General features: G+C 62.4%; 23 protein-coding genes. 13 read left to right on the forward strand and 10 right to left on the reverse strand.

What is annotated here, in order from left to right; all coding sequences use genetic code 11:
- The first annotated feature begins 135 nt into the window (after positions 1-135).
- A complete protein-coding gene (locus tag NLY42_RS26770; protein WP_081730963.1) occupies positions 136-2,757 on the forward strand; it encodes a bifunctional diguanylate cyclase/phosphodiesterase in 2,622 nt (873 codons plus the stop codon).
- 45 nt (positions 2,758-2,802) lie between these two features.
- On the opposite strand, the gene NLY42_RS26775 is transcribed toward NLY42_RS26770, so the two are convergent.
- The 4 genes from NLY42_RS26775 to NLY42_RS26790 all read right to left on the reverse strand — a co-directional run bounded on the left by NLY42_RS26775 (position 2,803) and on the right by NLY42_RS26790 (position 6,657).
- Positions 2,803-4,425, reverse strand: coding sequence for an ABC-F family ATP-binding cassette domain-containing protein (locus NLY42_RS26775; protein ID WP_023754667.1), 1,623 nt, complete (start codon positions 4,423-4,425; stop codon positions 2,803-2,805).
- A 378-nt stretch (positions 4,426-4,803) separates the two neighbouring features.
- Entirely contained in the window at positions 4,804-5,547 is a 744-nt protein-coding gene (locus NLY42_RS26780) for a 2OG-Fe(II) oxygenase (RefSeq protein WP_023754668.1), read from the reverse strand.
- A 118-nt stretch (positions 5,548-5,665) separates the two neighbouring features.
- Positions 5,666-6,190, reverse strand: coding sequence for a carboxymuconolactone decarboxylase family protein (locus tag NLY42_RS26785; RefSeq protein WP_023754669.1), 525 nt, complete (start codon positions 6,188-6,190; stop codon positions 5,666-5,668).
- A 44-nt stretch (positions 6,191-6,234) separates the two neighbouring features.
- Entirely contained in the window at positions 6,235-6,657 is a 423-nt protein-coding gene (locus NLY42_RS26790) for an OsmC family protein (protein ID WP_023754670.1), read from the reverse strand.
- 174 nt (positions 6,658-6,831) lie between these two features.
- Here NLY42_RS26790 and NLY42_RS26795 point away from each other — a divergent pair, with 174 nt between their 5' ends.
- From NLY42_RS26795 to NLY42_RS26805, 3 genes are read left to right on the forward strand one after another with little or no spacing between them, the layout of a single operon-like run.
- Positions 6,832-7,284, forward strand: coding sequence for a (2Fe-2S)-binding protein (locus NLY42_RS26795; protein ID WP_031197152.1), 453 nt, complete (start codon positions 6,832-6,834; stop codon positions 7,282-7,284).
- Between the two features lie 15 nt (positions 7,285-7,299).
- Positions 7,300-9,603 carry a xanthine dehydrogenase family protein molybdopterin-binding subunit gene (locus NLY42_RS26800; protein ID WP_023754671.1) on the forward strand — a complete coding sequence of 768 codons (2,304 nt, stop codon included), beginning with the start codon at positions 7,300-7,302 and terminating at the stop codon, positions 9,601-9,603.
- Between the two features lie 10 nt (positions 9,604-9,613).
- Positions 9,614-10,921 carry a c-type cytochrome gene (locus tag NLY42_RS26805; protein ID WP_023754672.1) on the forward strand — a complete coding sequence of 436 codons (1,308 nt, stop codon included), beginning with the start codon at positions 9,614-9,616 and terminating at the stop codon, positions 10,919-10,921.
- Positions 10,922-10,936: 15 nt separating this feature from the next.
- Here the strand turns inward: NLY42_RS26805 and NLY42_RS26810 are convergent, their stop codons facing one another.
- Together NLY42_RS26810 and NLY42_RS26815 are read right to left on the reverse strand one after the other, a co-directional pair.
- Positions 10,937-12,466 carry an AMP-binding protein gene (locus NLY42_RS26810; RefSeq protein WP_023754673.1) on the reverse strand — a complete coding sequence of 510 codons (1,530 nt, stop codon included), beginning with the start codon at positions 12,464-12,466 and terminating at the stop codon, positions 10,937-10,939.
- Positions 12,463-13,278, reverse strand: coding sequence for a p-hydroxycinnamoyl CoA hydratase/lyase (locus NLY42_RS26815; protein ID WP_023754674.1), 816 nt, complete (start codon positions 13,276-13,278; stop codon positions 12,463-12,465). The genes NLY42_RS26810 and NLY42_RS26815 overlap by 4 nt, the downstream gene beginning before the upstream one ends.
- Before the next feature lie 158 nt (positions 13,279-13,436).
- On the opposite strand from NLY42_RS26815, the gene NLY42_RS26820 reads away from it, so the two are divergent.
- The 3 genes from NLY42_RS26820 (at position 13,437) to NLY42_RS26830 (ending at position 16,059) form a co-directional block, all read left to right on the forward strand.
- Entirely contained in the window at positions 13,437-13,913 is a 477-nt protein-coding gene (locus tag NLY42_RS26820; protein ID WP_050588144.1) for a MarR family winged helix-turn-helix transcriptional regulator, read from the forward strand.
- A 205-nt stretch (positions 13,914-14,118) separates the two neighbouring features.
- Positions 14,119-14,844 carry a 3-keto-5-aminohexanoate cleavage protein gene (locus NLY42_RS26825; RefSeq protein ID WP_023754676.1) on the forward strand — a complete coding sequence of 242 codons (726 nt, stop codon included), beginning with the start codon at positions 14,119-14,121 and terminating at the stop codon, positions 14,842-14,844.
- Between the two features lie 171 nt (positions 14,845-15,015).
- On the forward strand, positions 15,016-16,059 hold the full coding sequence (locus tag NLY42_RS26830) for an acyltransferase family protein (protein WP_081731617.1): 1,044 nt from the start codon (positions 15,016-15,018) through the stop codon (positions 16,057-16,059).
- 314 nt (positions 16,060-16,373) lie between these two features.
- Here NLY42_RS26830 and NLY42_RS26835 read toward each other — a convergent pair whose 3' ends face one another.
- Positions 16,374-17,225: a hypothetical protein gene (locus NLY42_RS26835; RefSeq protein WP_023711875.1), complete on the reverse strand. Its 852-nt coding sequence runs from the start codon at positions 17,223-17,225 to the stop codon at positions 16,374-16,376.
- Between the two features lie 441 nt (positions 17,226-17,666).
- On the opposite strand from NLY42_RS26835, the gene NLY42_RS26840 reads away from it, so the two are divergent.
- The 6 genes from NLY42_RS26840 to NLY42_RS26865 all read left to right on the forward strand — a co-directional run bounded on the left by NLY42_RS26840 (position 17,667) and on the right by NLY42_RS26865 (position 22,513).
- Positions 17,667-18,176 carry an Lrp/AsnC family transcriptional regulator gene (locus NLY42_RS26840; protein ID WP_023754678.1) on the forward strand — a complete coding sequence of 170 codons (510 nt, stop codon included), beginning with the start codon at positions 17,667-17,669 and terminating at the stop codon, positions 18,174-18,176.
- A complete protein-coding gene (locus NLY42_RS26845; protein ID WP_023754679.1) occupies positions 18,173-19,336 on the forward strand; it encodes a saccharopine dehydrogenase family protein in 1,164 nt (387 codons plus the stop codon). Before NLY42_RS26840 ends, NLY42_RS26845 begins: the two co-directional genes overlap by 4 nt.
- Before the next feature lie 111 nt (positions 19,337-19,447).
- A complete protein-coding gene (locus NLY42_RS26850) occupies positions 19,448-20,236 on the forward strand; it encodes an ABC transporter substrate-binding protein (protein WP_286488898.1) in 789 nt (262 codons plus the stop codon).
- Positions 20,237-20,365: 129 nt separating this feature from the next.
- The gene (locus NLY42_RS26855) at positions 20,366-21,043 is read left to right on the forward strand and encodes an amino acid ABC transporter permease (protein ID WP_023695534.1); all 678 of its coding nucleotides are present in this window, start codon (positions 20,366-20,368) and stop codon (positions 21,041-21,043) included.
- Positions 21,040-21,714: an amino acid ABC transporter permease gene (locus tag NLY42_RS26860; protein ID WP_023754681.1), complete on the forward strand. Its 675-nt coding sequence runs from the start codon at positions 21,040-21,042 to the stop codon at positions 21,712-21,714. Before NLY42_RS26855 ends, NLY42_RS26860 begins: the two co-directional genes overlap by 4 nt.
- 70 nt (positions 21,715-21,784) lie before the next feature.
- Positions 21,785-22,513, forward strand: a complete 729-nt coding sequence (locus NLY42_RS26865) for an amino acid ABC transporter ATP-binding protein (protein WP_023670319.1) — start codon at positions 21,785-21,787, stop codon at positions 22,511-22,513.
- A 207-nt stretch (positions 22,514-22,720) separates the two neighbouring features.
- Here NLY42_RS26865 and NLY42_RS26870 read toward each other — a convergent pair whose 3' ends face one another.
- The 3 genes from NLY42_RS26870 to NLY42_RS26880 all read right to left on the reverse strand — a co-directional run bounded on the left by NLY42_RS26870 (position 22,721) and on the right by NLY42_RS26880 (position 25,501).
- Complete coding sequence (locus NLY42_RS26870; RefSeq protein WP_023754682.1) at positions 22,721-23,788, reverse strand: cyclic nucleotide-gated potassium channel; 1,068 nt, start codon at positions 23,786-23,788, stop codon at positions 22,721-22,723.
- A gap of 144 nt (positions 23,789-23,932) precedes the next feature.
- A complete protein-coding gene (locus NLY42_RS26875; RefSeq protein WP_023670317.1) occupies positions 23,933-25,003 on the reverse strand; it encodes an adenylate/guanylate cyclase domain-containing protein in 1,071 nt (356 codons plus the stop codon).
- A gap of 3 nt (positions 25,004-25,006) precedes the next feature.
- Complete coding sequence (locus NLY42_RS26880) at positions 25,007-25,501, reverse strand: Rab family GTPase (protein WP_023670316.1); 495 nt, start codon at positions 25,499-25,501, stop codon at positions 25,007-25,009.
- Positions 25,502-25,507 lie beyond the last annotated feature (6 nt).

Raw genomic sequence — 25,507 nt, forward strand, 5'->3', positions numbered from 1 at the left:
GGCTGGACCCTGGCAGCCAAAAGCTTACCGTTTGTTCTCGGATTCGTCTCGAAGCTCAAACTTAAGCTTTAGCTACTATGGTCGACCGAAGGACTACTGTCCTGGAAAGGTCTTCGGATCGAGTTGGCAGGTGCAATGCTCAATTCCGGCCGGTTGAAACGGGCCGTTTTTTCTTCCGCCAACTTGCCGGCGGCGATTGCCTTTGTCGTGCTTCTCGTCTGCGCCCTGGTTGCCGACCAGAGGAACAGAGAGGTCTCCGATCAGCTGGCGCGCGCCGACGTCCTGGCCAAGGTCAACATCATACGCGCCAAGCTCGAAGGCAACATAGGCGGCAATCTCCAGCTGGTTCAGGGTCTCGTTTCGACAATCGTTACCGAGCCTTATATGGGCCAGCAAAGATTTGCGGCACTCGCCCGTAATCTGTTCGAGCAAAAATCGCAGTTGCGCGATATTGCCGGCGCCCCCGACCTCGTCATCGCGCTGATGTATCCGCTGGAAGGCAATGAAAAAGCCATCGGGCTGGACTACCGCAAGAGCGATACGCAACGCATGGCCGCGCTTCGCGCCCGTGACCAGCGCGCGCTGGTGCTCGCCGGGCCGGTCAAACTGGCGCAAGGCGGACGTGGCTTCATCGGCCGTATCCCGGTCTTCGTGCCGACGGCGGGTGGCGGCGACCGTTTCTGGGGTATCGTCTCGGCCGTGATCGATGTCGATCGGCTCTACGCTGCCAGCGGACTGACCGACCCTGATCTGGATATCGATGTGGCGCTTATCGGCAAGGATGCGCTCGGCGGCGGCGGGGAACTGTTCTTCGGCGGCGATAATGTCGTGTCCGGCAATCCGGTGATGGCAGAGGTGCAATTGCCTTCAGGCTCCTGGCAAATTTCAGCCATACCGAAGGGCGGCTGGCCGACCGCTCCGAAAAATGAGTGGCTGTTGCGTCTGCTCATGGCGCTTGCCGGCGCGCTGGTGGTGCTGCCGATCCTCGTGGCAGGACGTCTTTTCGGTGAGCGGCAGAAAAGTGACGCCGAGTTGAGGCGCCTGTCCCGGCGGCTGGAGCTGGCGTTGGAAGCCTCTGCTATAGGCGTGTGGGAGCACGATACCGTCAGCAACGAACTCGTATGGGACGACCGCATCAACGAAATCTATGGCAAACCCGGCGGCGGCAAGACCCGTAGCTATGACGACTGGGCGCTGGCGATCCATCCCCAAGACTTCGAACGGGCTAAAGCAGATTTCGATTCGGCTGTTGCAACACAAGGCCCCTACTCTTCGCAGTATCGGCTCCTGCGGCCGGACGGCACCATTCGCCATGTGCGCACCCGCGCCAGTTTCTTCCGGGACATCGACGGCACGCCAAAAATGATCGGCGCCGAATGGGATGTGACAGGCGACGTGCTGCTCAACGAGAATCTCGTGCGTGAACGTCGCCTTTCAGAATCGAAAAATGCCGAACTGAACCTGGCCAAAGCCCGCATCGAGCATGTCGCGATGCATGATTCGCTGACCGGTCTGCCCAACCGTCGGTATCTGGACGAGATGCTTGCCGAAAACCGCGAAGCCGACGGCCGTGCGGCGTTGCTGCATCTCGACCTTGACCGGTTCAAGCAGATCAACGACACGCTCGGCCATGCAGCGGGCGATGCATTGCTGGTGCATGCTTCGAAAGTCATCAAGGCCAGCGTCGGCAGTGCCGATTTCGTTGCGCGCATCGGCGGCGACGAGTTTGTCGTGCTGAGCCATGGACGCGACGACAAGGAACTCGCCGCGCTGGCCGACCACATTATCGATGCGATGCGCCAGCCGGTCGACTATCTGGGTCACCAGTGCCGGTTCGGCGTCAGCATCGGCATTGCGGCCAATAGCGGCGTCGATGCAAGGCAGTTGCTTGTCAATGCCGATCTGGCGCTGTACCGGGCGAAAGGCCGCGGCCGCAACCGCTACGAGTTTTTCAACGAAGAGCTGCAGAGCGAGATCGTGCGGACCAAGCAGACCGCCGACGAGATTCTGGGCGGGCTCGAGCGGAACGAATTCATCGTCTACTATCAGCCGCAGTTCGACGCCAAGACGCTGGAGATCGTCGGCGTCGAGGCGCTGTCGCGTTGGGATCACCCGCAACGCGGCATGCTGACCCCCGACGCCTACATCAAGGTGGCTGAAGAACTCAATGTCGTGGCGCTTATCGACCGCACCGTCCTGGAGCAGGCGCTCGATAATTTCGAGCGTTGGTCGCGCAGCCACCTCAACATCCCGCGCGTCTCGGTCAACGTTTCCGCACGGCGCCTGGAAGACAGGGACCTGATCAAGGGTTTGCGCAAGCTTCCCATCAAGGAAGGGACCGTGTCGTTCGAACTGGTGGAGTCGATTTTCCTCGACGAAAACGACGAGCTGGTCAGCTGGAACATCGAACACATCAAGGGGCTCGGCATCGACGTCGAGATCGACGATTTCGGCACCGGGCATGCCTCGATCGTCTCGCTGTTGAAGTTGCGGCCCCGTCGCCTCAAGATCGACCGCCAGCTGGTTACCCCCATCACCAGCTCAACCGCACAGCGGCAGCTTGTGTCGTCCATCATCGACATCGGCAAGTCGCTCGGGATCGAAGTGATCGCCGAGGGCGTCGAGACGATGGAGCACGCGCGCATCCTGAAAGAGCTTGGCTGCGACATCCTGCAAGGCTTCCTGTTCGGCTACCCGATGGATGCCAAAGTCTTCAAGGCCTTCGCGCAGTCGCGCAAATGGCTGGCGGCGAGCTGACAAATCCTGGCTTTGCTGGACGCAAATGCGGACGCAGGACCTGCGTCAGATCCGCAGCCCCGGCGCCTCGTGCCCGGTCCTCTCCACATATTCGGTATAGCCGCCGCCATAGGTGTGGATGCCTTCTGGCGTCAGTTCCAGCACGCGGTTGGAGAGTGCGGCCAGGAAATGGCGGTCGTGCGAGACGAACAGCATGGTGCCTTCGTATTGCGACAGCGCCGTGATCAGCATCTCCTTTGTGGCGATGTCCAAATGGTTGGTCGGCTCGTCCAGCACCAGCAGGTTGGGCGGGTCGAACAGCATCAGCGCCATTACCAGGCGCGCCTTTTCGCCGCCCGACAGCACCCGGCATTTCTTCTCGATCTCGTCGCCGGAAAAGCCGAAGCAGCCGGCGAGTGCCCTGAGCGGCGCCTGGCCGGCTTGTGGAAACGCGTCCTCCAGCGTCTGGAACACGGTGCGTTCGCCCTCCAGCACCTCCATGGCGTGCTGGGCGAAATAGCCCATTTTCACACTCGGCCCCCGAGCAACTGTGCCGGCATCCGGGTCAGACGCGCCGGCCACCAGCTTCAGCAGCGTCGACTTGCCGGCGCCGTTGACGCCCATGATGCACCAGCGCTCGCGGCGGCGGACCTGGAAGTCCAGCCCCTCATAGATCGAGCGGCTGCCATAGCCCTTGTGGACGTTCTTCAGCGTCACGACATCTTCGCCGCAGCGCGGCGCCGGCTGAAAATCGAAATTCACGATCTGACGGCGCTTGGGCGGCTCGACACGATCGATCTTGTCGAGCTTCTTCACCCGGCTCTGCACCTGGGCGGCGTGTGACGCCCGCGCCTTGAAGCGCTCGATAAAAGCGATCTCCTTGGCCAGCATGGCCTGCTGGCGCTCGAACTGCGCCTGCTGCTGCTTGTCGGCGATCGCCCGCTGCTGCTGGTAGAATTCGTAATTGCCGGAATAGGCGGTGAGCGAACCGGCGTCGATCTCGACCACCTTGTTGACGATGCGGTTCATGAACTCGCGGTCGTGCGAGGTCATCAGCAGCGCGCCCTCATAACCTTTCAGGAACTGCTCCAGCCAGATCAGGCTTTCGAGATCGAGATGGTTGGACGGTTCGTCGAGCAGCATGACATCGGGCCGCATCAACAGGATGCGGGCCAGCGCCACGCGCATCTTCCAGCCGCCGGACAGTTTGCCGACATCGCCGTCCATCATTTCCTGGCTGAAGCCCAGGCCGTCCAGCACTTCGCGGGCGCGGCCATCGAGCGCATAGCCGTCGAGTTCCTCGAAACGGTGCTGCGCCTCGCCATATTTCTCGATGATCTCATCCATCCGGTCGGCCTGCTCGGGATCGGCCATGGCCGCCTCGAGTTCGGCCATTTCGGCCGCCACGTCGCTGACCGGCCCGGCGCCGTTCATCACTTCGGCCACAGCACTGTGGCCGGCCATGTCGCCGACATCCTGGCTGAAATAGCCGATGGTGACGCCGCGATCGACCTGCACCTGGCCCTCGTCGGGCTGCTCCTGGCCGGTAATCATGCGAAACAAAGTCGTCTTGCCGGCGCCGTTCGGACCGACAAGGCCGATCTTCTCGCCCTTCTGTAGCGAGGCCGAGGCCTCGATGAAGACAAGCTGGCGGCCGTTCTGTTTGCTGATGCTTTCAAGACGGATCATGCGACTGGAAGAACCTTGGAGGATTTTCCCCGGCCCTTACGCGATCGGCCGCGCCAGAGGAAGCGCCCATTTGACGCCGCGCGCAAAAGCCGCTGCGGTCCGCACCTCCAGAATGCAAAACAGCCCGCCGCGCGATTTTGCGCAACGGGCTGTTTTTGAACCAGCTTCTGTACTCAGTTCGGTGCGGGCACTTCCGCTTCTATTGACGGCACCTGCTGGGCGGCGAGCGAGGCGAGCTTGCCCCGTCTGACGAGTGTCGGCTTCTCATAGGATCGTTTCATAAATGCCCCTCTCTTACACAAGCGGAGACTGTTCCGCCGAACTCGCCATGTCAATAAGCAGCGGTAGTGAGGTGCTTTGGCTGTGTCCGACGAATTGTCACTTCGCGTCGTGGAAAATGATCCCCACTGTATGCCGCCTGCCGGAGCGCAGGCGGCTGACGCCGTGCCTGAGGTTGACGCGGTAATGGCCTTTCGTGCCTTGCACCGGGCGGTTGTGGACAGCAAAGATCACCGCATCGCCCCGGGTCAGCGGCACCACTTCGGCACGGCTTTGCATGCGCGGGCGCTGTTCGGTCAGGACGAATTCGCCGCCGGTGAAATCCTCGCCGGGCTGCGACAACAGGATCGCCACCTGCAGGGGAAAAGCGAGATCGCCATAGAGGTCCTGATGGAGGCAGTTGAAGTCGCCGGGGCCATATTGCAGGAGAAGCGGCGTCGGCCGCGTTTGGCCGCTTTCGTGGCAAAGCTGGAGGAAGGCGGCGTGGTCATCGGGATAGCGCCGTGCAACGCCCATGCGTTCGTTCCAGTCGTTGGCGACGCCGGCGAGCCTGGGATAGAGCGCGGTGCGCAGGCCACCGACCAGATCCGGCAGCGGATAGCGGAAATAGCGGTACTCGCCCTTGCCGAAGCCATGGCGGGCCATCACCACATGGCTGCGGAAATGGTCCTCATGCGGATAGAGACCGGCGATCTCGGTGCACTCCTCGGGTGAAAGCAGCGCCGGCATGACGGTGCTGCCGTGGCTGTTCAGTTCGCCGATCAGAGCACTCCAGTCCTGCGCTGCGATGCGCGCTTCGGCCGAATGGGCTGCGCGTTTGGTGCTTGTCGAATGGATGGTCATGGATGCCTCCTTTGATGTGATCAAAGTGGGGCGAACGGCGGGCGTGAACCACCCGATTCCTGCGGAGGTGAAGCGCGATCTTCCCCTTCGCCCCCTGTGGGAGAAGGGAAAACGCGCTTCACCGCTTGCGATACACCTCCAGCTCCGGGTCGAGATCAACGCGCACCGCATTCGTGAACACGCAGGTCGCCACCATGATGCCGGCGAAGGCGACGAGGTTGACCAGCAGTGTGTCGTCGTAGCGAGCCTTGAGTGCCGCCCAGACATCGTCGGGAACGGCGTTGGTATCGGCAGCGACTGCCTTGCCGAATTCGATCAGCAAAGCTTCTTCAGCGCTGGGCTCGATCGCCTCGGGATCAAGACCGCTGTCGATCAGCGCGCGGCGGAAGAAGGTAAGCGGTATCTCGGCGCGGCATCTCTCGGAGATCGCCAGCGACAACAGCCAGACAGCGCGGTCGTCGAGTGCGGGCTTGAGCAGATCGCGCAGGGTGAACCATTCGGCATAGATGCGGTGGGCCGCCGGTGAATGCAGCAGGATGCGCTTCATGTTGGTCATGCGTCCGCGCAGGCCAAGCTCCCTGTCGTGCTCGGCGCGGATGTCATGCGATGCCGAGGCGTAGTCGATCGGCGGGATCATGGCCATGGGACGGTCCTTGGTTGGTGGCAGCGAGGCATTCTGCGAAGCCCTCACCCAAGCGTCGTATGCAATTGCGGCGCGGCGCGCAGCGTGTTGGACACCGTGCAGATCGCTTCGGCGTCCTCGACGATCCGCTGCTTGGTCGCAGCGTCGAGATCGCCTGAGATGTCGAGCCTGATGTTGAGCCTTTCGACGCGCGACGGCTCGTCCTTGGCCTTCTCGCCGCCGACCTCGGCGCGCACCTCGCCAAGCGCGGCGGCAACCCCGAGGCGGGAGGCGGCGATGCGCGCGCTCAGCACCATGCAGGCGGCGAGCGAGGCGTAGAGCAGGTCGAGCGGATTGAAGCCCGGCGCGCTGACGCCGGTGACGACATCGACTGCACCGCCGGTCGGAGTGGTGATGGAAGGCAAGCCGCCGGGCTGCAGCGTCGCCGTCGCGCCGGTGACGCGGGTTCTGACCTTCAACTCAGCCATCGCAAAAACCTTTCAGCCGGCAGCCCGGCAAAGATCAGGGGCACTGTGGCGCGCACACGAGTGCGATTTGCACACGCGTTGCGGTGCCGAACAACATGCATGTGATTAGACACTACCGGCAAACAGGTGCCTACTGCATTGTCCACGGGGATGCGGATAACCGAGGAGAGGCCCATGATTGCGCTCAATGTAAACGGCGAGGATCGCAGTGTCGACGTGCCGGACGATATGCCATTGCTGTGGGTGCTGCGCGATGTCATCGGCCTGACCGGCACGAAGTTCGGTTGCGGCATCGCCCAGTGCGGCGCCTGCACGGTGCAGCTTGACGGGCAACCGGTGCGATCCTGCGTGTTGCCGGTCGCGTCGGTTGGGTCGCGCCATGTCACCACCGTCGAGGCGATCGATGCGACGCCATCGGGCAAGAAAGTGCAACAGGCATGGCTCGACCTTGAAGTCATCCAGTGCGGCTATTGCCAGTCCGGCCAGATCATGTCGGCCTCGGCGCTGCTGGAGCGCAACCCCGACCCGAGCGACAGCGATATCGACGCCGCCATGTCCGGCAATATCTGCAGGTGCGGCACCTACACGCGAATAAGAGCGGCCATAAAACAGGCCGCGAAGGCCTGAGGGAGATAGCCAGCCATGAGCAAGCCGTCCTCCTCCCCCACCCAAAAATTCACCTCGCGCCGTGCCTTCCTGCAGGGCAGCGGCCTTCTGCTCGGCTTCACCATGCTGGGCGCCGGCACCAGGCCCGGTTTTGCCGCCGCCGAACCCGTCGAGGGCGACGTCACCGCCGCCTTTTCACCCGATGCTTTTATCCGCGTCGACAGCGACGGCAAGATCACTTTCATCCTGCCCAACATCGAAATGGGCCAAGGCACGCACACCGGCGAAGCGACGTTGATTGCCGAGGAACTGGAAGTCGGCCTGGACCAGGTGAAGGTCGTCGACGCGCCGCCCAACGACAAGCTGTACGCCACCGCTGCGCTTGGCGGCCAGGCAACGGGCGGCTCGACCTCGATGCGGGCAACCTGGGAATCGCTGCGCAAGGCAGGCGCCGTTGCCCGCACGATGCTGGTTGCGGCAGCAGCCGCGCAATGGGCGGTTCCGATTTCGGAATGCAGCGCCAAGCTTGGCGTGGTCACGCATCTGCCGACAGGCCGGCAGCTGGCCTATGGCGCGCTCGCCGACGCGGCCGGCAAGCAACCGGTGCCGAGCGACGTCAAGCTCAAGGACCCCAAGGATTTCCAGCTAATCGGCAAGTCGCTGCGCCGGGTCGACACGGCGGGCAAGGTCAATGGCGCAGTGGTCTACGGCATCGATGTGCGCGTGCCCGGCATGAAGGTGGCGACGGTCGCCGCCTGTCCGGCGATCGGCGGCAAGCTCGGCGATGTGGACGAGACGGCGGCACGCGCCGTCCCAGGCGTGCGCGATATCGTCAGGCTGGACAATGCGGTCGCCGTGATCGGCGATCATTTCTGGGCGGCCAAGAAAGGCCTCGAGGCCCTCACCATCACCTGGGACGAAGGCGCCAACGCCAGGCTTTCAAGCGCCGATATGATGAACACGCTGAAGGCTGCGTCCAAAAACAAGACACCGATCATGGCGCGCCAGGAAGGCGACGTCGCCGGCGCGCTGAAAGCCGCCGTCAAGACGGTCGAGGCGAGCTATGAGCTGCCGTTCCTGGCCCATGCGCCGATGGAGCCGGTCAACTGCGTCGTGCATGTGCGCGCCGATGAATGCGAGATCTGGCTCGGCACCCAGGTGCCCACCCAGGCGCAAGGCTGGGCGGCACAGGTCACGGGCTTTCCGCTCGACAAGATCATCGTGCACAATCACCTGATCGGCGGCGGCTTCGGCCGCCGGCTTGTCGCTGAATATGTCGGCCAGGCGGTGGCGATCGCCAAACAGGTGAGCTACCCGGTCAAAGTTATCTGGACGCGTGAAGAAGACATCCAGCACGATCTCTACCGGCCGACCTACTACGACCGGATATCAGCCGGTCTCGGCGCCGACGGCTTGCCAACCGTGTGGATCGACCATGTCGCCGGCGGTTCGGTGTTGGGTAATTACATCCCCGGCGGCTGGCCTCAGGACAAGCTTGACGACGATGCCGTCGAGGGCGCCGCCAAACCGCCCTATGATCTGCCGGTCATCCAGGTCGACTGGGTGCGCGAGGATCCGCCGGTGCCGATCACCTGGTGGCGCGGTGTCGGGCCGACGCACAATGTCTTCGTGGTCGAAAGTTTTATGGACGAACTCGCCTATGCGGTGGGCAGGGATCCGGTGGAGTATCGCCGGGCGCTGACCAAGAACCAGCCGCGGGCCGCAGGCGTGCTCGAGCTTGCGGCCGAAAAGTCGGGATGGGGCTCGCCGCTTCCGGCCGGCAGCGGCCGCGGCATTTCCCTGCACGATGCCTTCGGCAGCTTCATGGCCGCGGTGCTGGAGATCTCGGTTTCAGCGGCCGGCGAGATTACGCTGCAGCGCGCGGTGGTGGCCGTCGATTGCGGCATCGCCATCAACCCAAACACGGTCGAAGCCCAGATCGAAGGCGGGTTGATCTTCGGCCTGTCGGCGGCGCTCTACAGCGGCATCACTTTCAGCAATGGCCGCGTCGACCAGAGTAATTTTCACGACTACCGCATCCTGCGCAACAATGAGGCGCCGAAGATCGAGGTCTATCACGTCAAGAGCCTGGAATCGCCCGGCGGCATCGGCGAGACAGCAACGGTTTCGGCCGGGCCTGCCCTTGCCAACGCGATCTTTGCCGCGACGGGAAAACGCCTGCGCAGCCTGCCCATCGACCGCAACCAGCTGAAGAGCGACGGCGCCGACAAGACCAGCGTGTCGATGGTGCCGCCGCCCGCAGCACCCTTGCTGGCGGTGCTGGCGAACAGCAGGGAGCGCCCGGAGACCGGCATCGAAACCGAAGCCGAAGCGCTGTGAGGGCCAGGCCATGAGAAGCTTGGTCCGCATCCTCCTCGCTGTCGTGGTCGTCATCGCCGCCGGCGTTGCGATCTTCCTGTTCAAACCGGCGTCGCTGCCGGACGTCTCCATGGCGGCGGCGAAACTGCCGACCGGTCAGGCGCTGATCGATCGCGGCGAATATCTGACGCGCGCCGCCGATTGCGTCGCCTGCCACACAACCGGAGGCGGCCAGCCCTATGCCGGCGGCCTTGCCTTCAAGCTGCCGTTCGGCACCGTCTATTCCCCAAACATCACCGCCGACAAGGAAACCGGCATCGGCGACTGGAGCGACGCGGAGTTCGTGCGTGCCTTGCATCAGGGCATCGACAAGCAAGGCCGCAATCTCTATCCGGCCTTTTCCTATGCCTCCTATGCCAGGATGGCCACGGAAGATGCGCTGGCGATCAAGGCCTATCTGTTCAGCCTGCCGCCGGTGCACGCCGAGGCGCCGAAGAACGATCTGAGTTTTCCGTTCAACCAGCGTTATGTCCTGCGGTTCTGGAACCTGTTGTTCGTTCCCGACGGTCCGTTGCCACAAGACGAAAAGCAGAGCGCGGAATGGAACCGCGGCGCCTATCTCACCGAAGCGATGGCGCATTGCGGCGAATGCCACACGCCCCGCAACCTGTTCTATGGGCTCGACAACAGCAAGAAATTCGCCGGCGCCGAACTGCAGGGCTGGAAGGCCTACAACATCAGTTCGGACAAGACGACCGGCATCGGAAGCTGGAGCGAGGAGCAGCTGTCCAACTATCTCTTCAAGGGTCATGCGGAAGGGCGTGGTGCGGCCACCGGCAACATGGGCGAAGCCGTCGACTACAGCCTGCGCCATTTGACGCCGGAAGACATCAAGGCGATCGTCACTTACGTAAAAACCGTTCCGCCGCAAGTCAGCAGCGACAAGGCGATCGTCGAAGTCGAGCCGCCGGCAACACTGACGACGTCCATCGCCTACGCTCCGTCTGCCGATTCAGTGGCGCAAGGCGGGCTCGGCCTGAAGCTGTTCCAGGGCGCCTGCGCCAGCTGTCACGGATGGAATGGTGAAGGGTTGCAGACGCCCTACGCGGCACTGCGCGGCAGCCGCACGGTCAACGACCCCGACGGCACCAATCTGATCCAGGTCATCCTGAAAGGCGCGCATATGACGACGCCGCTGGGCAAGCAGGCCATGCCGGCTTTCGCCAACGCCTATTCGGATACCGAGATCGCAGCCCTCGGCAACTATGTGCTGGCGCATTTCGGCGGCAAGCAATCCGCCATCACGCCAGCCGACGTGGCCAAAGCGCGGGCGCAGTGAAGGACGGCGGTGGGGTCACCGGCAGCCGCGCAAAATGTGTTTCTGAATCTTGCCGGAGGCGGTGCGGGGCAACGCGTCGGTGAGCAGGAATTCCTTCGGCACCTTGTAGCGGGCGATGCGAGCCGCACAGTGCGCCGCGAGCGCCGCCGGATCGAGGACGCAGCCAGCCTTCAGCACGACGAAGGCGCGGCCGACCTCGCCCCAGCGCTCGTCGGCGATGCCGATGACAGCCGCTTCGGCAATGTCGGGATGAGCGAGCAACGCCATTTCGACCTCGGCCGGATAGACGTTCTCGCCGCCGGAAATGAACATGTCCTTGCGGCGATCGACCAGGGTGACGAAGCCGTCTTCGTCCCGGCGCGCTATGTCGCCAGTGCGGAACCAGCCATCCGATGTGAAGGCCTGTGCCGTCGCGTCAGGACGGTTCCAGTAGCCCGGCGTGACGTTGGGGCCGCTGAGCCAGATCTCGCCCGCCTCCCCGGCCGCGGCGTCGTGGCCATCTTCGTCGACGATGCGCAAGCACAATGATGGCGCCGGCAGGCCGGCAGAACCCGCCTTGCGGGCGATCTGGCCGGCCTCGACCGGCATGCCGAGCACGGTACCGGCCTCGGTCATGCCGAAGCCATCGACCATGCGCACGCCCTGCTCCAGCCACCAGAGGATGTCGGCGGCGGGATTGGGCGCGCCGCCGGTGAAGATGGCAGTCAGTGTGGTCCAGTTTGCCGGCGAGAACGCGGCATCTTCGCGCAGCATTTTGGCCATTTGCGGGACGCAGAAATAGTGGGTGACGCCGAGGTCGGGATCGGCCAGGCGGCGGTTGGTGAGGCCGGCCTCGAAGCCGGGCGAGATCAGCACGGTGCCGCCCTGCAGCAAGGGCGGACGCAGGCTGGTGATGAGGCCGATGACATGGAACATCGGCGCGTCGCAGAGGAAGACGCTTGAATTGCCGACGCGGCCCAGCACGCCGAAATTGACCGCGGTGGCGAAGGCGTTGGCCTCGGTGATGATCACCCCCTTCGGCCGGCCGGACGTGCCCGAGGTGTAGAGGATGATCGATGGATGATCGGCCGGCGGCAAAGGCCGGCGCGGCGCCGGCGCTTGCGCGTCCACCGCCGCGGCGAAGGCAGCGATCTCGACCGGCACGCAGCCCTCGGGCGGCGCCAATTCAAACGCGGTGTCGTGCAGCAGCAGCGCGGGATCGCAATCGGCTAGGATTGCCTGTTGCTCAGGTGCAGCGAGGCGCCAGTTCGCCGGCACGAAGACGGCGCCGAGCCGCATGGCGGCCTGCTGCAGGATCAGGAGATCGACACTGTTGCGGGCGGCGGTGGCGATGCGCTGCCCCGGCTCGATGCCGTAGCCGCTCTCAAGGACGGCGACAGCGCGCTGGATGGCTTCGTCGAACCTGCCGTAGGTCCAGCGCCGCCCGGAAGCGAGGTCGACGCATGCAAGACGCTCTGGCTGCGTCTCGGCATGCAAGGCCACGGGATCGGGCGTCGTCCAGGCCGGCATCTGCATCTCCTCCCAGATCGGATATTGGCTGATCACCTCGCCTTGTCATAGGCGCCGAGGCCGGGCTTGTAGCTCTTTTCGTCGATGAACTGGCGGATGCCTTCCTTGCGGCCGTCATTGTCGTAGGAATTGGCCGCCTCCTGCGCGCGCACCAGATAGTCCTCGGCATTGTCGTAGGTCATCTCGGCGACGCGGCGGATGGCGTCCTTGGTCGCCTTCAGCGCCACCGGGTTTTTCTTCAGCAGGATGTTCGCCACCTCGGTAACTCGTGGCTTCAACTCCGCCAGCGGCAGGCTTTCGTTGACCAGCTTCCAGGCCGCCGCCTTCCTGCCGTCGATGAGTTCGCCGGTCAGCGCGTGGTACATGGCGTCGCGCATCGACAGCAGGTCGACCACCACCTTGGTGGCGCCGCCGCCGGGCAGGATGCCCCAGTTGATCTCCGACAGCGCGAATTGCGCCTCGTCGGCGGCGAAAGCGAGGTCGCAGGCAAACAGCGGGCCATAGCCGCCGCCAAAGCACCAGCCATTGACCATGGCGATGGTCGGCTTGCGGTACCAGCGCAGCCGCCGCCACCAGCCATAGGCCTCGCCTTGAGCCTTGCGGACGGCGCCCAGCCCCTTGGCCTCGGTCTCGCGAAAATACTCCTTGAGATCCATGCCCGCCGACCAGGCATTGCCTTCGCCCGACAGCACCAGCACGCCGACATCGTCGCGGTATTCGAGCTGGTCCAGCACTTCCATCATGCGCCGATTGAGCGCCGGGTTCATGCAATTGCGTTTTTCAGGGCGATTGAAGCGCACCCAGGCGATGCCGTCCTCGATGTCGAAGGCAACGGTGTCTTGGGTCATGGCAATTCTCCTCCTGCTTGCGTTCCTGTGTGACGAGGCAAGAGTTGCGCTCCTCCCCGACATGTCATCAATAGCTATGTGACATAGCCTTCATAATTGCTATGTCGCATAGTATTTTCTCCTTGACAAGAGCCTTGATCGCGGTGATCGCTTGCAGCATGAACGAGACGGCAGATCGCACCGCATCCGGCAAGGCGAGCAGGGTCGCGCCCGAAGACAGGCTCGACGCGCAGATCGGCTACAATCTGCGGCGCGCTTCGGCGCTGGCGCTCAATGATTTCGCGGTCGAGCTGGCCGATGCGGCGCTGCGCCCGGTCACCTATGGCATGCTGGCGCTGATCGACGAAAGGCCTGGCATTCGGGCCGCCGAGCTTTGCCGCCTGCTCGGCATGAAGAGCGCGAACATGGCGCCGCTGTTGGCCGAACTCGAAGAGCGCGGCCTGGTCGAGCGCGACGACCATGCGCAGGACAGACGCGTGCAGGTGCTGGCTTTGACCAAGGCGGCCAAAGCCGCCATGCCGGCATGGCGCCGGCAGGTGCGCCGGCACGAGGACCGGCTCCTGGAGCGGCTGACGAAAAAAGAGCGGGCAACGCTGCTGCGCCTGCTGCGGCTGATCTGGACCGAGGAAGAGTAAGTTCTCCGGCAAGCGTGTCACTGGCCATTGACGTCCCGCCACTGAACTCGCGGAAGATCGGTTTCGAACAATATGATAGGGGCGCCTCCTGCCGAACTGATTCAGGCCGGGTCGCATCCACCTGTCAGGAGCCTTCGGCGGACCGGTACCGATTTTGGCAGCCCTGAGCTAGGCTCGCACCATCCGCAACAGGATCGCGAGAACCATGATCGTCCAGACCTGCATCAACGGCGCGCGTCCCGCCGATTTTCATCCCACGCTGCCGCTCGACGCCGAGGCCATGGCGCGCGATGGTGCGGCCTCTGTTGCCGCGGGTGCGGCCGAGCTGCACATCCATGCCCGCGGCGCGGACCGCCGCGAGAGCCTTGCGCCTGCGGCGATGGACCCGACGATCGCGGCGCTGCGCCGCGCCTGCCCCGGCACGCTGATCGGCGTCTCCACCGGTGCCTGGATCGAGAACGACGATACCAGCACGCTGGTCGCCATCGCCGGCTGGCGCGAATTGCCGGACTATGCCTCGGTCAATCTCAGCGAGGCGGCAGCCCCCATCGTCATGGAGAGCCTGCGACAACGCGGTATCGGGGTCGAAGCCGGATTGACTTCAGTCGCCGACGCCGAGCGTCTCGTCAGCCTCGACCATGGCGGACGCGTTCTGCGCGTGCTGATCGAGATTTCCGAGCAGACGCTGGACGAGGCCTTTGCCGTTTCGGACGGCATCGAGAAAGTGCTGGATCGCGCCGGCATCCGCCGTGTCATCCTGCTGCATGGGTCCGACGCCACGGTCTGGCCGTTCGTGCGCCGTGCGGCGGAGCACAACTGGTCGACGCGCGTCGGGCTGGAGGACGGCAAAGACCTGCCGGATGGAACGGTGGCGGCCGGCAATGCGGCACTGGTGGCGGCTGCGGTGGCGATCTTCCGGGCCGGGCGATAGCGCATACAAGCAGCGCGCCAAGGCATCGCCGAGACGATGGCGATCGCAAGGCCCGGGCCGCGAAAGTCGGTGGAAGCTATTCAAATTTTATGTATTAATTAAACCGGCAGTTAATAGTCGCATCAACGGTCTCATCTATGTTAATATTCTCCCGCATCGGGGACTTTTTTAATGAACGTCATTCCGGATAATGATCACGCTGCGCCGCGTCGGATTCAACAATATACATCGATACAGACCCTGCGGGGGCTAGCAGCCCTTATGGTTGTTATCTATCATCTTCCGGCCGCACTAGGCGTGCTCGATTTGCCTATTCCCATTCTAAACAGCGGCGTCGACCTGTTTTTCGTCATCAGCGGTTTCGTCATGGTTCTCTCGACGGAGAACAGACATCGCGACCACCGTGCTTTTTTGATGCAGCGGTTCACGCGCGTCGTTCCGTTCTATTGGGTCATGACCTTCCTCATGGTCGCCGCACTTTGGCTGTTTGCCGGTCGTGGAGTGTCCTTTGAGCAGATTGCCAACAGCCTGCTTTTCGTGCCCTATCTCGATACGGCCACAGGCTATGTCCAGCCAGTGCTTGGCGTGGGTTGGACGCTCAATCTGGAAATCCTGTTTTACATTCTGTTCGCGGCGACTATGGGTTTTGGTGCGCTGACGCAAATGGCCACCATTGGCGTTGTCTTTGCAATCGCCGTAGCCGCACGCATTATCTTCAAACCCGCCGCCGACACTGTGCTGTTTTTCTATACCACGCCAATCCTGTTTGAGTTCCTTGCCGGCATGGCTGTCGGCCATCTGGTCGGCAGACTGGTGCGTTTGCCCGCTTTCCTGGGTGCCTCGGCTGTCGGGTTCGCTATTGTGTCCACACTGGTGATGGTACTTGGCTTCAACTTGCCGCGAACCCTTGCTCAAGGTATCCCGGCGCTGATCCTTGTCGCGGGTTGCATCAGCCTGGAGAGCTACTTCCGACTTTTTGCTCCTCGCGTGCTGGCAAGGCTGGGAGATGCTTCCTACTCTCTCTATTTGACCCATCCTATCGTGCTGCTCGCGATCGCTCCTGTCGTTGCAACCGCCAATGTGTCACCATGGCTTGCAGGCATAGCTATTGTCACCGCCTGCATCGCCGTGTCCCTGGCGAGTTATAGTTTTATTGAAAGGCCGCTTTTGGCCATGTCGCGAATGAGCCTCTCCGCTTATCAGGTGAAGGCGTGAGTTGCGGCTACGCCGCAACTCGGTCGGCCTGCTATGCGGGTGCGTTGCTCACTACGACCTCGCGTCGCGTTCAAGCGACCACGGCGGCGGCAAGATCGTCTCCGAACTCCGTCGCCTAGTGCTGTCGCGCACATCCTCGACTGCCTGTCGCCCCAAAATGCACAGCGGTTTTGGGACGACGACATGCATGAACAGAGACTTAAGCGCGTCGCAGGGGTCCCGTTCAAACGCGACGTGCTCAAGTGCAAAAAAAGCTGCCCCGTTTGGACCCGAAGCAGCTTAGTGTTTTATGCGCCAGGGCAATTTGGCAGTAGCTATTTTGCGATCAAATAGGCATCGTCCGTATAGATCTTGCCAACTCCACCATAGTGACCCACGCCAAACACAAATGACTGAGGTGTACCTGATCCGTCTGAATCCCGCCCGACCGGCCACGTTGCGTTTGACGATGATTGCCAAAACACCCCGTCCAGATACCAATCGATGCCCACCCCTTCATAGAGATCCGCGCGCAGCTGAAACCAACGGCCCTTCGGTGCGGGAACATCATTAGCCGGATTGTAGGTTCCGGGTGCCGCATTTTCCACATGCAGCAGCAGCAAATCCTCAGTCTGACTGTCGCGCAAGTTGACCCACCACGTTGGTTCCTGCGAGAAAGGCGATTGCTCGGTCACCTTGAACTGGAAGATATTCGTCCAGCCATTGGCCGCCTGGTAATTGGACGGAATGAAAAACCACGAGACATAGGTCCCATCGATCCCTGATGGCGACACGGCCTGGAGCGGACGTCCGAAAGCGTCGTTCTTGGCCAGGCCGCCTGGAAAGAGCCACTCTTTGTAGACTTTGGAATGGGGCTTTCCAGCATTGATGGCAGCCACCGTCGTTTCGAACTTTCCGAAGCTGTTGCCGCCGTGCGAGGATACATTCCCCGCGCCGGTCGAGACCAAGCCGCTGACAATTGCGTTCAGGTTGGGATCAGCTTCCGCGGGATCCTCCGCCTGAACGAAAGACCAGTCGGTATAGCACGAGGCTCCGGTGCAAGGCCCCTCCTCCCAGTCCGCACGCCAGTAGGGCGCGTTCTGGGCATATGCGGCGCCAATTGGCACCATGGTAGCAGCAATGGTGCAGATTGCAGTTAGCACCAACAGATGAAAAATCTTCTTCATATCGATTCACCGTTCCTTTCCATGAAATTCGAAGCACACCCCTTGCGCCGTTTGCTTTTTCGCCTTCGAACACAGCGCCCCGAACGGCGCTGTCCCGCCAGCCTCAAAGGCGGCGATGAACCTTCAAAGGTATGCTGAAAACAAAAAACCCGCCTCGGAAGGCGGGCTGGCGGCGCGAATCAGCACCTACCCCAAATTAGTAGCATAGCTGCTGGAACAAAACAAGAACAAATGTGGCAACCTCGACGAAACTAGCGATTTCCCTCTTGTGAGGAGATGTCCAGCAGGACAGAGGCCCCTGATCCTGTCTTGCCCGAACGCACACGGAAGGGACACAGAGGGATGACATAGCTCTTGCTGCTGTAAAAAATTCCCCATAAGGTATTTTTCATATCCGAAAGAAAATCCGATCGTTTCTTTCCCTTTATGAAAGGCTTGCCTTTGCGTGAGCATCTCGATCAAACCGATCGACGGCTGGTAAAGCTGTTGTCGCAGGATGCCCAGCCCGGCATCAACCGGCTCGCCGAGACGATGGCGATCTCGGTGCCGACGGTGCGCTCAAGGTTGCGCAATCTGCTCGACCGCAACCTCTTGAAGATCGTCGGGCTGCTCAATCTGACCGAACGCCCCGAGTTGATCTCGGCCATTGTCGGCATCAACGCTCAGGGACGTGGCCGCGCCCGGGAACTGGCGCAGCGCATTGCCGAACTGCCTTTCGTCAACTCGGCCTCGGTGGTTACCGGGCGCTTCGACATCATCGTCGACGTGACCGTCGCCGGCGATGTCGCCGACCTCTACCGCATCACCAGCGAACTGATTCCGGGCGCCGGCATTCCGGGCGAAGTGGTGCGCAGCGAGACCTTCGTCGTCATGGCCTCCTGCAACAAATGGGTCAGCCTGCCCGAAGGCTGCTGGTCGGAAGAAACACCGGCGCGCAAGGAGCCGGCATGAGAATAGCTGTTCTCGGCGGCCTCGGCCTGCAGGGCCGCGCGGCCATCGCCGATCTCGTCGCCAGCGCCGGCGTCGAGGAGGTGGTTTGCGTCGATACCGCGCCTGACGGACCTGCCCGGCTCGGCGGCCTGACCGACCTTTCTCGCGTGCGTTTCATGGTGCCCGAGGGCGCCATCGGTCCGGCACTCGCCACCGTGCTGGCCGATGTCGACGCGGTCATCGACCTCTTGCCGCAGCCGCTGATGCGCGAGGCGGTGCAGGCTGCGATCACGACGCGCACGCCGCTGGTCACCACCAATTACGGCAAGGCCATCGCCGATCTGGCGCCGGAGGCTGAACAGGCCGGCGTTTCGATCATGACCGAATGCGGGCTCGACCCCGGCATCGACCTCGTGCTCTACGCGCGCGCCGCCAAGCAGTTCTCTAGGATCTCCTCGATCGATTCCTATTGCGGCGGCATCCCCGAGCCGAAGGCAATGGCCAAGCCGCTCCGCTACAAGGTGAGCTGGAATTTCGACATGGTTCTGGTCAGCCAGAACCGCGACAGCGTGATGATCGAGGACGGCAAGCGCGTCGAAGTCTCGGCCGGCCGACAGCACGACAACCGCTTCATCCACGAGATCGACGTGGCCGGCCTCGGCCGGCTGGAAGCCTTTCCCAATGGCGACGCGCTGCATTATGTCGAGATGCTGGAGGCCGCCAAAGGGCTGCAACGCTCGGGCCGCTATACGCTGCGCTGGCCCGGCTGGTCGGCGTTCTGGGCGCCGCTGAAGGAACTCGGCTTCCTCTCCGAAGACAAGGTGCCCGGCACAAGCGCCAGCCCACGCGAATTTCTCGGCAGGCTGCTCGGCCCGCAACTCCAGTACGGCGCCGACGAGAAGGACCTTTGCGTGATGCGCAATGTCTTTTCCGGTCTCGAAGGCGGTCGCCGCAAGACGGTGACGTCGGACCTGGTCATTGAGCGCGACCTCGGCTCCGGCCTGTTCGGCATGAGCCTCGGCGTCGGCTATCCCGCCAGCATCGTGGCGCAGATGCTGGCGCGGCGCGAGATCACCACACCAGGGCTTTTGAACCCGCTGCAGCATGTTCCCGACACCAGCTTCTTCGAGGAGCTGGCGAGACGTGGCATCAAGGTTGCCGAGACGGTGGCCTGGGACTGAGGATTTTCGAACAGTGGCGCCGCCGGCAAACGGCGCTGCCGTTCAAAAAGCACCCGAAGGGTGAAAATAACAAACGACGCAGTGGAACAATACAACAAGGAGGAATGCCAAATGAAGATTGCCAAGCTTTTCATCGCCGGACTTGCGCTTGCGGGTCTCACCGCTGCTGCCAGTGCCGGAACGCTCGACGAGATCACCAAGCGCGGCGAATTGCGCGTCGCGGTGCAGACGCAAGGACCGCCCTTCTCGCTGGTCGGCGCCAATGGCGAACGCACCGGCAGTTCGGTCGAACTCGCCGAGCTGATGGCCAAGGAAATGGGCGTGAAGGTCACCTTCCTCGACTATGACTGGGATGGGCTGATCCCGGCCCTGCTTTCCGGCAAGGCCGACCTGCTGGTCGCAGACATGACACCGACGCTGGCGCGCGGCATGAAGGTCGCCTTCACCACACCTTACATGTATACGGGCAGCACCGTCTTCACCAAGGCCGACAGCAAGTTCAAGACAACCGAGGACTGCAAGGCCAAGGGCACCAAGATCGCCGTGCTGTTGGGCGCCACCGGCGAAAAGGAAGCCAAGAACGCCTTCCCGGATGCCGACATCAAGAGCTACAAGGGCGGCGGCCCGCTGCTGCTCGACGCGGTCAACAACGGCCAAGCCGATTGCGGCGTCAACGACGTCTCGGCGGTCAAGGGTCAGTCGACAGCCTATCCCGCCGGCACATTCACCATCATGCCGGACCTGTTGTCGAAGGAGCCGCTTGCCTTCGCCACCCGCTACGACGAGCCGGATCTGTTGATCTGGATGAACCTGTTCCTCAACCAGGTCAGCATCGACGGCCGCCTGCAGAAGAACCTCGACTACTGGGTCAATTCCGACGCCTGGAAGAAGGATCACTAAACAGAGGTAAGCAGGGAGTAGTGAGTAGGAAGTAGTGAATGGTGAATGGTGAATGGCCATTCCGGACGCCCTTCACTGCTCACCACTCACTACTCACTACTGCCCATTCACCATTCACAATTCACCGCCATGCTCGAAAATTTCAGCTTCCGCACCATCGTCGAATATCTGCCGCTGTTCGGGCAGGGTCTGATCACGACCGTGTGGCTGTCGGCGCTGTCCTTTGCGGGCGCGCTGGCCGTCGGCATCGTGCTCGCCGCCATGAACCTGCAGCGCGGCCAGCTGTTTCGCGTGCTGGCCAAGGGCTATATCGATGCCGTGCGCGCCACGCCGTTGCTGGCGCAGCTCTACTTCCTCTATTTCGGCCTGCCGCGTCTCGGCTTCGTCCTGCCCGAGCTCGTCGTCGGCATCATCGCTTTGTCGCTGAACAGCGGCGCCTATGTCGCGGAAATCATCCGCGCCGGCATCCTGTCGATCCCGCGCGGCCAGGTCGAGGCCGGCGTCGCCTCGGGAATGACCTATGTCCAGCGCATGCGCCTGGTCATCCTGCCGCAAGCCTTCAAGGTGACGATCCCGCCGCTGCTCGGCCAGGCGATCGTGCTGGTCAAGGATTCCGCGCTTTTGTCGCTGATCTCGGTTTCCGAACTGACGCGCGCCGGCCAGTTGCTGGCGTCCGACCGCTTCATGCCGGCGGAAGGCTTTCTCACCATCGCCGCTTTCTATCTGCTGCTCTATTACTGCCTCAAAGGACTGGCGGGGCTGTCCAGTCGGTGGCTCGGTCTGCAGCCGGCAAGGAGCAGCACATGATCTGGCAACAGCTGCAAAGCCTGGCCGGCAGCTACCCCCTCGCCTTGCGCGGCCTTGGCATGACCGTGATGCTGTCGGCGATCAGCCTGGTGCTGGGCACGGCTCTCGGCTTCGGCCTCGGCATATTGCGCACCGGCGGCAACCGGCTGATCTCGAGCGTGATCGGGGCCTGGGTCGACCTGATCCGCGGCACGCCGTTCCTGGTGCAGATCTTTCTGATCTTCTTCATCCTGCCGGAATTCGGCATCGAGCTCGATGCCTTCACCGCCGGCATCATCGCGCTCACCAACCTCGCCGCGTGCTTCATCTGCGAGATCGTCGCCGCCGGCATCCGCTCGGTGCCGACCGGCCAGGTCGAGGCAGCTCTGGCGTCTGGCCTGTCGCGCTGGCAACGCATGCGCCAGGTGGTGCTGCCGCAGGCGATGCGCATCGTGCTGCCGCCGCTGGTCGGGCAATATGTACTCTTGATCAAGGATTCCTCCGTCGTCTCGGCGATCGGGCTGACCGACCTCACCCGCGTCGGCTGGCTTGTGGTGCAGCGTGTGCCCAACGGCCTGCTGGTCTTCTTCCTGGTCGGCGTCGGCTATTTCGTCGTCTGCTATCCGCTGATCATGCTCGCCCGCCGGCTGGAGCGCCGCATGGGCGCGGCGCATGGCGAGGTGCAGCTGTGACATCGAACCCAAAGGGCTGACCGCCATGACCAATCCAAGCCCGACCAAGACAAACCTGACCAAAACGGGCATGATCGACTTTCGCGGCGTCAACAAATGGTTCGGCTCGCTCAACGTGCTGAAGGACATCACGCTCAGCGTCGAGCCGCGCGAAGTGGTCGTCGTCTGCGGCCCAAGTGGTTCGGGCAAGTCGACGCTGATCCGCTGCATCAACGGCCTGGAAGCGATCAAGGATGGCGACCTCGTCGTCGACGGCCAGCGCCTCGGCGACCCCGCCACCAACATGACGCAGCTGCGCACCGAGATCGGCTTCGTCTTCCAGTCGTTCAACCTCTACCCGCACAAGACGGCGCTGGAAAACGTCACGCTGGCGCCGATCCATGTGCGCAAGATCCCCCGCGCCGAGGCCGAGCAGGCCGGGCGCGACTTGCTGGCCAAGGTCGGCCTCGCTGACAAGGTCAATGCATACCCGTCACAGTTGTCCGGCGGCCAGCAGCAGCGTGTGGCCATCGCGCGCTGCCTCGGCATGCGGCCCAAGATCATGCTGTTCGACGAGCCGACCTCCGCGCTCGATCCCGAGATGATCTCCGAAGTGCTCGACGTCATGGTCGCGGTGGCCGAGGAAGGCATGACCATGATGGTGGTGACGCACGAAATGGGCTTTGCCCGCAAGGTGGCGCAGCGCGTGGTGTTCATGGACGCCGGCGCCATCGTCGAAAGCGGCACGCCGGAGGCGTTTTTCTCCGACCCGAAGACCGACCGCAGCCGGGCTTTTCTAAGCAAGATTCTAAGGCATTAGAGTTTAGCCAAAGCCGGTCGTCCGAAAGGCCCCGGGGCAGGAACTGTCGACGCACAGCGCCAAACAACGAGCCGCGGTAGAGTGGATCGGCTACGTTTAGGTCTCCGGCTACGCCTCTGGGAACTTCCACGTGCCGTCCATAACCTCAGCGCGTGGTCGATAGAGCCGTACCATCCAGTTCCAGCCGGGCCACCATCGGCTGTACGGTCAAGCCACCGGCGCCGCGCCGCGCCGCTCGAGCGCGGTCCTGCGGATGATTTCCGCGATTTCCGGGCTACTGCTGCACAGCATCTGGAAATCCGCCGCGTGCAGCGACAGGAGTGAGACAGAAGTCGCGGCAGTGACGGTCGCCATACGCGGTTCGCCGCTGATCAGCGCCATCTCGCCGAAGAAGGCGCCAGGGCCAAGCTCCACTGGGTTGGGCGTCGCGACGCTGACGCGGCCCTCCACGACGAAGAACATCCGATCACCGGTCTCGCCACTGCGGCAGATCACGGCGCCCGCCGGCACCGCGCGAGGCCTTAACGCGCGCACGATCTCGACCAGCGTGGCCGGGCCAAGCTTCTGAAACAACGGAACGCCGGCAATCAATTGCCAATTGCGGACGAAATCCTCGCGACGGACTTCTTGATAAAAGCCGGAGGCAAGAATGCCGGCCCAGAGCCCGAAGATGCCGATGCCACACATCATGACAGCCCCGGCAAGGACGCGGCCGGCGAAGCTTTGCGGAATGTCGTCGCCATAGCCGGTAGTGGACAGCGTGACCACCGCCCACCACATTGTCTCGGGGATGCTGCCGAACTTTTCCGGTTGGACGTCGCGCTCGATGACATAGGCCGCGAGTGCGACACCGAACAGAACCAGGCCGAAGACCGTGGTGACGCCGACCAGGTTGCGCGCTTCGTTGGCCAGAACCCTGCCAAGCAGCGGGAAGAAGGTCGAGTCGCGCAGCGGCTTCAGCAGCCAGACAGCACAGTAGAGGCTCCGGTCGGGCGTGCCGTCGAGCAGAAATGCGGCGACTGGAACCAAAACCGCGAGCACATCGATCGCGATTGCCGGCGTCCTGTCCCTGAGGTCTCCCGCCCAGCGCTTGAGCAGGGTCTCGGCCATCTGCAGAAGATAGGCGGCCCAAATGACAGCAAGCACGGCAGCCAGAGCCAGTCTGCTTCGTCCGGACATGTTCGGCATCGTGAGCGCAGCCACCGCCAGAAGCCCAGGCGCAGCCAGCACCGCGTTTAGCGGCGCGTAGATTCTCAGGAAAGGCAGTACCGACATTCTATCCCACCAGCGGCCACTGTGCTCCAGAATAGAGGCCTTCCGGGCAAGCGCAAAGGGTGCTTTCCGATCGCAAGATCAGGTCACGCCAACGCCTGTCGGGCGCCGCTATCGGCGCTCCAGGGTCGCACCGCAGGCGACGGATCAGCTCGGGAGCCGCCACATTCGCACACGACCCGCACCACGCAATTCCGTTTCCTCGAGTGGGTCGCAAGCAAATTTCGGTCCAAGCAGTTGGCAAGTTGCATCGGAAATACGAATTTCATCGGGCTCCGCGGACGTTTGAATACGTGAGGCGAGATTAACGGTCTCACCCCACAGGTCATAGGCGAACCGCCTCTTGCCTATGACGCCGGCGACGATCGGTCCTGAGTGAATTCCAATTCTCAGCCTTATCGGTTCTCCTGCGAAGCGTTCCCGCTTGACCGCTTTGCGCAGCTCAATCGCATAGCGCGTGAGGGCCCTTGCATGATCGGATCGCGCCGTGGGCAGGCCGGCGACCACCATCACACAATCGCCAATTGTTTTGATCTTTTCGCAGCCGTATCGCTCCGAGAGCCGATCCGCCGCCTTGAAGAAGTAGTTTAAAATAGCGAGCGTCGTCACCGCTCCGACGCTGCGCGCTCGTTCCGTAAAACCGACGATGTCGGCAAAAAGCACACTCACCTCTGCGTGGTTGTCGGCAATTTTCTTTTGCGCTTTCAATCGCTCCGCGATCGAGGCCGGGAGAATGTTGAGGAGCAGGTTTTCGGCGCGCTGATATTCACGCGCCAATCCCTCCTGGCTCTTCCTCAACGCCTCGTTCGTCGATTGCAATTTTTCGTTGAGTTGACGCTCCCTCTCTTGCAGGAGCGTCATTTCATAGGCCTTCTGTTGAAGTCGCTGCCTGTTGTCTCGTTCGGCAGTGGCGTCCAGAAAAAGCAGCCACACGAACGCATTGTCAGCAAAAAAATGGAGGTCGGCGACACGCCCGCCGGGCAGTTCAACCATGTCCATGCGAAACGGAAGCTCCGGGCAAGGCAGCAAACCCTCCATGAATTCAAGCTGCTCGGCAACAGGCTTGCCGATGCGAAGTGATGACAGCCCGTAATGTTCAACATTACCGCCCTTGGCAGCTATGCAAAGCTCAGGGTCGATTTTCAGATAAGCGACAGCGTGCCCGTCGAAGAAGAAATTGAAAAACCAATTTCTGACTTCTTTTGGCAATTCGTGCATGGTCTATTTGGTGACCATCAAGGCAAGTTGACGAAAGGCGTCATCGACCTGCTCGCCCGAAAGCGCACTTGTTAGATAGATTTGCCATCCACGTTGCCTCAACTCGTTGATCTCACCATCCGATATCGCCCACCGATCGGCCAGATCGGACTTGTTGAACAGCAATACGAACGGCATGGCGCCGAATTCGGCCTCGACCCGTTCGCGCAGCGTGAGTGCCACGGCAAGAGTAGCGGCGCGGGTTCCATCGACGACAAGCACGAGCCCGGTTGCACCGCGAACATAGCTGACGCGGAATGAGCCGATATCGTCTTCGCCGGCCAAATCCCACAAAATCAGATCCACGGTTTTGTCCGGGAGCGCGACGCTCTTCTTGTCGATTTTCACTCCAACGGTGGTCAAGTAGGTTTCTGAGAAGATGCTCTGCACAAACCTGCGGACCAGACTCGTCTTTCCGACAGCGAAACCGCCCAGCATGCAGATCTTTTTTTGCAACATGTTGGG

This window comes from Mesorhizobium sp. C372A, assembly GCF_030323245.1.
In the GTDB taxonomy this organism is placed as follows: domain Bacteria; phylum Pseudomonadota; class Alphaproteobacteria; order Rhizobiales; family Rhizobiaceae; genus Mesorhizobium.

What these genes read in the sequence shown, in the direction of transcription:
- NLY42_RS26780 (WP_023754668.1), bottom strand. Translation starts at nt 5,547, where the DNA reads ATGACCATCCATTCGACAAGCACCAAACGCGCAGCCCATTCGGCCGAA.
- NLY42_RS26825 (WP_023754676.1), top strand. Translation starts at nt 14,119, where the DNA reads ATGATCGTCCAGACCTGCATCAACGGCGCGCGTCCCGCCGATTTTCAT.
- NLY42_RS26775 (WP_023754667.1), bottom strand. Translation starts at nt 4,425, where the DNA reads ATGATCCGTCTTGAAAGCATCAGCAAACAGAACGGCCGCCAGCTTGTC.
- NLY42_RS26785 (WP_023754669.1), bottom strand. Translation starts at nt 6,190, where the DNA reads ATGGCCATGATCCCGCCGATCGACTACGCCTCGGCATCGCATGACATC.
- NLY42_RS26865 (WP_023670319.1), top strand. Translation starts at nt 21,785, where the DNA reads ATGATCGACTTTCGCGGCGTCAACAAATGGTTCGGCTCGCTCAACGTG.
- NLY42_RS26875 (WP_023670317.1), bottom strand. Translation starts at nt 25,003, where the DNA reads ATGCACGAATTGCCAAAAGAAGTCAGAAATTGGTTTTTCAATTTCTTC.
- NLY42_RS26855 (WP_023695534.1), top strand. Translation starts at nt 20,366, where the DNA reads ATGCTCGAAAATTTCAGCTTCCGCACCATCGTCGAATATCTGCCGCTG.
- NLY42_RS26820 (WP_050588144.1), top strand. Translation starts at nt 13,437, where the DNA reads ATGAACGAGACGGCAGATCGCACCGCATCCGGCAAGGCGAGCAGGGTC.
- NLY42_RS26830 (WP_081731617.1), top strand. Translation starts at nt 15,016, where the DNA reads ATGAACGTCATTCCGGATAATGATCACGCTGCGCCGCGTCGGATTCAA.
- NLY42_RS26850 (WP_286488898.1), top strand. Translation starts at nt 19,448, where the DNA reads ATGAAGATTGCCAAGCTTTTCATCGCCGGACTTGCGCTTGCGGGTCTC.
- NLY42_RS26845 (WP_023754679.1), top strand. Translation starts at nt 18,173, where the DNA reads ATGAGAATAGCTGTTCTCGGCGGCCTCGGCCTGCAGGGCCGCGCGGCC.
- NLY42_RS26805 (WP_023754672.1), top strand. Translation starts at nt 9,614, where the DNA reads ATGAGAAGCTTGGTCCGCATCCTCCTCGCTGTCGTGGTCGTCATCGCC.
- NLY42_RS26770 (WP_081730963.1), top strand. Translation starts at nt 136, where the DNA reads ATGCTCAATTCCGGCCGGTTGAAACGGGCCGTTTTTTCTTCCGCCAAC.
- NLY42_RS26860 (WP_023754681.1), top strand. Translation starts at nt 21,040, where the DNA reads ATGATCTGGCAACAGCTGCAAAGCCTGGCCGGCAGCTACCCCCTCGCC.
- NLY42_RS26815 (WP_023754674.1), bottom strand. Translation starts at nt 13,278, where the DNA reads ATGACCCAAGACACCGTTGCCTTCGACATCGAGGACGGCATCGCCTGG.
- NLY42_RS26835 (WP_023711875.1), bottom strand. Translation starts at nt 17,225, where the DNA reads ATGAAGAAGATTTTTCATCTGTTGGTGCTAACTGCAATCTGCACCATT.
- NLY42_RS26870 (WP_023754682.1), bottom strand. Translation starts at nt 23,788, where the DNA reads ATGTCGGTACTGCCTTTCCTGAGAATCTACGCGCCGCTAAACGCGGTG.
- NLY42_RS26795 (WP_031197152.1), top strand. Translation starts at nt 6,832, where the DNA reads ATGATTGCGCTCAATGTAAACGGCGAGGATCGCAGTGTCGACGTGCCG.
- NLY42_RS26880 (WP_023670316.1), bottom strand. Translation starts at nt 25,501, where the DNA reads ATGTTGCAAAAAAAGATCTGCATGCTGGGCGGTTTCGCTGTCGGAAAG.
- NLY42_RS26790 (WP_023754670.1), bottom strand. Translation starts at nt 6,657, where the DNA reads ATGGCTGAGTTGAAGGTCAGAACCCGCGTCACCGGCGCGACGGCGACG.
- NLY42_RS26800 (WP_023754671.1), top strand. Translation starts at nt 7,300, where the DNA reads ATGAGCAAGCCGTCCTCCTCCCCCACCCAAAAATTCACCTCGCGCCGT.